Genomic DNA, 5,202 nt, shown 5'->3' with positions numbered 1-5,202 from the left:
GGGTGCCATCGGGTCGTGGACGGGCGATGCGAGCCGCCATGCCCGCGAGTCCATCCCGCCCGTGCAGTATCTGTCGAACAGCTACTACGAGATCTGGCTCGCGGGCGTCGAGAAGTTGGTGCGCCAGTCCGGCCTGGTCACGGCGGACGAACTCGAGGCCGGACACGCGCTCGAGCCGTCGAAACCCGTGAAGCGCGTGCTGCGGCCGGACGAGGTCCCGACGCTGCTCGACACCGGCGGTCCGAGCAGTCGCGAGGTGACGACACCTGCGCGCTTCGCCGTCGGGGACACCGTGGTGACCCGCAACATCAACCCCGTCGGGCACACCCGGTTACCGCGCTATGCGCGGGCGAAACGTGGTGTGGTCGAACGCATCCACGGCGCACACGTCCTTCCCGACAGCAACGCGCACGGCCTCGGCGAGTCACCGCAGTGGCTGTACACGGTGCGCTTCACGGCCACCGAACTGTGGGGCGAGGACGCCGACCCGGCGGTGACGTCGTCGATCGACGCCTGGGAGAGCTACCTTGAGCCTGGCTGACGACGACTTGAGTTTCGAAGAGCCCTGGCAGGCAAGGGCTTTCGCGATGCGGATGGCACTCCAAGAGGCCGGCCTGTTCACGGCGGCCGAATGGTCGTCGACGCTGGGGAGCGAAATAGCACGGGCGCAGCTCGCCGGGGATCCCGACGACGGTTCGACGCACTACGAGCACTGGCTGGGCGCCCTGGAGCGCCTCGCGGCGGCGAAGGGTGCGATCACACCGGAGCTCCTCGAATCGCGTCGCGCGTCCTGGGACCGGGCCGCCAAGGCGACAGCGCATGGGCAGCCGATCACCCTGACCAACGACCCGTTGGGCTAGAAGCCGCCCCTAGCCCGCCCTAGTGCCACGGCGGCGTCAACATCGCCGCGCCGCCGTACATCGGCAGCCGCAGATCCGCGCCATGTCGAGCGATCTGGCTCCACGGCCGGTTCAGGCCGAAGGTGCCGTGGCTCCGCGCCCGGGTCACGGCGTCCAGATCCAGGCAGTCGATCAACACCTCCTCCCCCGAGCCCGCCCGTTGCCGAACGGTCCCCTCGGGGTCGACGATGCAGCTTGCCCCGACGCCCGCTGGATCCGAGGCATTCACGTTGACCACGAACACCTGGTTGGTCCACGCATTGGCACGGGCACAGACCATTTCCATCTCGCGGTCGCGCGTCGTCGTCAGGGTCGGCTGGATGATCACCTCGGCCCCGAGCCAGGCCAGTTGACGGACCGTCTCGGGAAACGAGCCGTCGTAACAGATCGCCAGCCCGACCCGGCCGACGCCGGGGATGTCGAACACGACGAACTCACTCCCGGGGGACGTCTGCTCGTAGGGCTGCCACGGGAAGACCTTGCGGTACGTCGCGGCGATCTCACCGAGCGGTGACACCGCTACCGCGGTGTTGTAGACCCGGCCGTCATCGCCACGCTCGTAGAGGCTCCCGGGCACCAGCCACAGGCCGGTCTCCTTCGCGAGCTCGGCGACCCGTTCCGTCGTCGGCCCCGGGATGGGCTCGGCGACCTGGTTCATCCAGCCGTCGCGCGCCTGCAGGAGCGGCGCCTCGGCGGCCAGCATCAGTTCGGGCACCACGACGAGTTCGACGTGGGGGAAGGTGTCGCGCACGGCACGGACCCTGGCGCGGAAGCGCTCCCAGCTTGCGGCGATGTCGAAGGCGACGGGAGTCGTCTGGATGGCGGCGATGGTCAGTGTGCGCATGGTCAGTCCTCTGTGACGGTCAGGTGGGTGGCAGCGGATGACGTGGCCGTCGGGCTAGCGCTTGGCCCGTAGCCCCGGGTGCTGCTTGGCCAGAAGGGGCAGCAGGAAGCGGTTCGGGATGAGCTGGAACAGTCGCGTGCTCACCAGGCTGGGCAGACCCGCGATGACCGTCCCGCGGTCGCCCGCGAGCGCATCGACGCCGGCCTTCGCCACGTCGCGCGACGGCATCCACATGAACTTGGGGAACGCCTCGGCGAACGTCCGTTCGTCCATGCCCGCGGTCTGCAGGAACTCGGTGCGCACCGGACCAGGGTTCAGCGTCGCGACGGTGACGCCGGTGCCGGTGAGCTCCGCGTGCAGCGCCTCGGTGTAGCTGATGACGAAGGCCTTGGTCGCGGCGTAGCCGGCCTGGCCGGGGAACGGCTGGAAGCCTGCGGTGGAGCCGACGTTGAGGATCGCCCCTCGACCCCGGGGCACCATCTGCTGCACGGCGCGGGTGGTGAGGTCGATGACCGCCTCGACGTTGACCCGGACCTGGGCGATCTCGCGATCGACGATCGCCTCGGCGACCGCCCCCATGGTGCCGATCCCCGCGTTGTTCACCAGGACGTCGACGGTCAGCCCGCGGCTCTCGACCTCGCCGAAGAGGCCGGCTCGGGCATCGGGGTCGGCGACGTCACAGGCGATCACCTCGACGCGGACCGCGCTCAGCTCCGCCGCCAACTCCTGCAACTTGTCCTCGCGGCGGGCGACCAGCGTGACGCCGTGGCCGCGCGCCGCCAGTTCACGCGCGATGTCGGCGCCGATGCCCGAGGATGCGCCGGTGACGACGGCGGTGGAGGTGGGCGACGGCGTGGGCAGCGGCATGGCTCGAACCTACAAGCCCGCCGACTCGCCCCTCGCTGCGCGGCGTTGGAATCATCGCGCGTCCAAAGGTGGTCCCCGCGCTAAACCCGTGAACTCATTGGTACCCGTGACTGTCACGAGCGCACCCGCCGACGACGAGCAGAGCATCTCCATCTCGCCGCAGGCCCGCACGGCGCTGTGGGCGAGCCTCGTCGGCACCACGATCGAGTGGTACGACTTCTTCCTCTACGCGACCGCCGCGAGCCTGGTGTTCAACAAGGCGTTCTTCCCCGACCAGACCACCTTCGTTGGCACCATGTTGTCGTTCGCGACCTTCGCGGTCGGCTTCCTGGTGCGGCCGATCGGCGGCTTCGTCTTCGGCCACGTCGGAGACCGCATCGGGCGCAAACGGACATTGGCGTTCACGATGTTCCTGATGGGTGGCGCGACCGCCCTGATGGGCGTGCTGCCAACGGCCGCGCAGATCGGTGTGCTGGCGCCGATTCTGTTGCTCCTGTTGCGCATCGTGCAGGGTTTCGCGCTCGGTGGCGAGTGGGCCGGAGCGGTCCTGCTCGCGGTCGAGCACGGCCCGCCCCGTCGCCGCGGCCTGTTCGGGAGCATCCCGCAGATCGGGCTGGCCATCGGATTGGCGCTTGGCACAGGTGTCTTCGCACTGCTGCAGGTCGTCCTTCCCGACGACGCGTTCCTGGCGTACGGCTGGCGGATCGCGTTCCTGTTCAGCATCGTGCTGGTGATCTTCGGCGTCGTGGTCCGGTTGCGTGCCAGCGAGACACCGGCATTCGAGAAGGTGCGCGACAGTGACGACCGGGCGGCGGTGCCACTGAAGGACGTCTTCAGGCCGCCCGCGCTGCGCTCGACGGTGCTCGGCATGCTGTCGCGGTGGGGTGAGGGTGCCGCGTTCAACACGTGGGGCGTGTTCGCCATCGCGTATGCGACGAGCACCCTCAAACTCGACAAGATTCCCGTGCTGGTCGCCGTCACCGTCGCCGCTCTCCTGATGGCCGGATTGATCCCCGTCTCGGGCCTACTGAGCGACCGGTTCGGCCCAAAGCGGGTGTACGCCATCGGAATCGCCGCCTACGGCGTCGCGGTGTTCCCGGTCTTCGCCCTCTTCGACACCAAGAACATCTGGCTCTACGCCGTGGCAATGGTGGTGGTGTTCGGCATCATCCACGCACTGTTCTACGGGGCGCAGGGCACGCTGTATGCGTCGCTGTACCCCGCCCGAATCCGCTACACCGGGCTGTCCACCGTCTATCAGCTGTCGGGTGTCTACTCATCCGGGCTGACTCCGCTGATCCTCACGGCGCTGATCGGCGCCGCCGGGGGCACCCCGTGGATCGCGTGCGGCTACCTGGTGGTGACCGCGGTCATCTCCGTCGTCGCCACGCTGCTGCTGAAACCGACGCCGCTGACGGGCATCTAGGGGCCGCCGCCGTATCCTCGCGCCATGAGCGTCAAGGTGGATCTCGACCAGTTGTCCGCAGCGCTGAAGGACTTCGCAGCGGCCTACCTCATCACGGTCGGCGATGACTTTCGCGCCCACACCGTCGCGGTCGATCCCGTGTTCGCCGGCGGCGTGTTCGACGTCGGCCGGGTGGGCAAGACCACGCGGACCAACGTGGCACGGCACGGCGACGTCACACTGCTCTGGCCGCCGCGGGAACCGGGCGGCTACACGTTGATCGTCGACGGGCGAGGCGATGTCGCTGGTGAGCCGTTGCGAATAACACCCAGTCGCGCAGTGCTGCACCGGGCGGCGAAGCCGGACTCGCCCACCACATCCGGGTGCGGCGATGACTGCGTGCCGCTGGCCTGAGTCGCGAATGGCCAGTTGTGGCACGAAGGTGATTGGTCAGGCGCCCCTCGGCGATGGTTTGTGGCACCTCGCCACCCGCAGACGATGTCAACATACGGTGACTTATGTCAACGGTTGGAGACATATTCTCGTCACACCGGGTGGGCACGCACGAAAAAGCCCGGCCTGCAAGCAGACCGGGCCTTCCCGTGTGAAGCGTCGGACTTAGAAGTCCATGCCGCCCATGCCACCGGTCGGGTCGCCCGCGGGTGCGGACGCCTTCTCCGGCTTGTCGGCGACGACGGCCTCGGTGGTGAGGAACAGCGCCGCGATGGACGCCGCGTTCTGCAGCGCCGAGCGCGTGACCTTGACCGGGTCGGCGACGCCGGCCTTGAGCAGGTCCTCGTACTCACCGGTCGCGGCGTTCAGGCCGTGGCCCGCAGGAAGGTTCGACACCTTCTCCGCGACGACACCCGGCTCCAGGCCACCGTTGAAGGCGATCTGCTTGAGCGGGGCCGACAGCGCAACGCGAACGATGTTCGCGCCAGTGGCCTCGTCACCGGTGAGCGTGAGCTCGTCCAGCGAAGGGGACGCCTGAAGCAGCGCCACGCCGCCACCGGCGACGATGCCCTCTTCGACGGCGGCCTTGGCGTTGCGAACCGCGTCTTCGATGCGGTGCTTGCGCTCCTTGAGCTCCACCTCGGTGGCAGCTCCGGCCTTGATCACCGCAACACCGCCGGCCAGCTTGGCCAGGCGCTCCTGCAGCTTCTCGCGGTCGTAGTCGGAGTCGCTGT

The 5,202-nt window shown here is 68.6% G+C and carries 7 protein-coding genes; 4 read left to right on the top strand and 3 right to left on the bottom strand.

All coding sequences use genetic code 11. The features are described from left to right. Both nthB and ACRDUX_RS14375 read left to right on the top strand, forming a co-directional pair. On the top strand, window positions 1–541 hold a 541-nt coding region (gene nthB, locus ACRDUX_RS14380; protein WP_526414700.1), incomplete at its 5' end, for a nitrile hydratase subunit beta. Beyond that, on the top strand, window positions 528–860 hold the full coding sequence (locus ACRDUX_RS14375) for a nitrile hydratase accessory protein (RefSeq protein WP_526414699.1): 333 nt from the start codon (window positions 528–530) through the stop codon (window positions 858–860). The genes nthB and ACRDUX_RS14375, both read left to right, overlap by 14 nt. Before the next feature lie 19 nt (window positions 861–879). Here ACRDUX_RS14375 and ACRDUX_RS14370 read toward each other — a convergent pair whose 3' ends face one another. Further along, window positions 880–1,743 (bottom strand): carbon-nitrogen hydrolase family protein, encoded by an 864-nt coding sequence (locus ACRDUX_RS14370; protein ID WP_526414698.1) that lies wholly within the window; start codon window positions 1,741–1,743, stop codon window positions 880–882. A 54-nt stretch (window positions 1,744–1,797) separates the two neighbouring features. Continuing rightward, the gene (locus tag ACRDUX_RS14365; RefSeq protein ID WP_526414697.1) at window positions 1,798–2,610 is read right to left on the bottom strand and encodes an SDR family NAD(P)-dependent oxidoreductase; all 813 of its coding nucleotides are present in this window, start codon (window positions 2,608–2,610) and stop codon (window positions 1,798–1,800) included. A 106-nt stretch (window positions 2,611–2,716) separates the two neighbouring features. On the opposite strand from ACRDUX_RS14365, the gene ACRDUX_RS14360 reads away from it, so the two are divergent. Both ACRDUX_RS14360 and ACRDUX_RS14355 read left to right on the top strand, forming a co-directional pair. Beyond that, window positions 2,717–4,036, top strand: coding sequence for an MFS transporter (locus tag ACRDUX_RS14360; RefSeq protein ID WP_526414696.1), 1,320 nt, complete (start codon window positions 2,717–2,719; stop codon window positions 4,034–4,036). Between the two features lie 24 nt (window positions 4,037–4,060). Then, a complete protein-coding gene (locus tag ACRDUX_RS14355) occupies window positions 4,061–4,429 on the top strand; it encodes a pyridoxamine 5'-phosphate oxidase family protein (protein WP_526414695.1) in 369 nt (122 codons plus the stop codon). A gap of 204 nt (window positions 4,430–4,633) precedes the next feature. On the opposite strand, the gene ACRDUX_RS14350 is transcribed toward ACRDUX_RS14355, so the two are convergent. Continuing rightward, window positions 4,634–5,202 (bottom strand): TCP-1/cpn60 chaperonin family protein (locus tag ACRDUX_RS14350; protein ID WP_526414694.1); only part of this gene is annotated, 569 nt, incomplete at its 5' end.

The sequence above is a fragment of the Mycobacterium sp. genome, from assembly GCF_050701675.1.
Classification (GTDB): domain Bacteria; phylum Actinomycetota; class Actinomycetes; order Mycobacteriales; family Mycobacteriaceae; genus Mycobacterium.
Note: the sequence above shows the minus strand (reverse complement) of the source record. Positions and strands in the feature narration are given on the sequence as shown.

Excerpts from the sequence above, each read along its gene's own strand:
- ACRDUX_RS14370 (WP_526414698.1), bottom strand. The coding sequence starts at position 1,743 with ATGCGCACACTGACCATCGCCGCCATCCAGACGACTCCCGTCGCCTTC.
- ACRDUX_RS14365 (WP_526414697.1), bottom strand. The coding sequence starts at position 2,610 with ATGCCGCTGCCCACGCCGTCGCCCACCTCCACCGCCGTCGTCACCGGC.
- ACRDUX_RS14355 (WP_526414695.1), top strand. The coding sequence starts at position 4,061 with ATGAGCGTCAAGGTGGATCTCGACCAGTTGTCCGCAGCGCTGAAGGAC.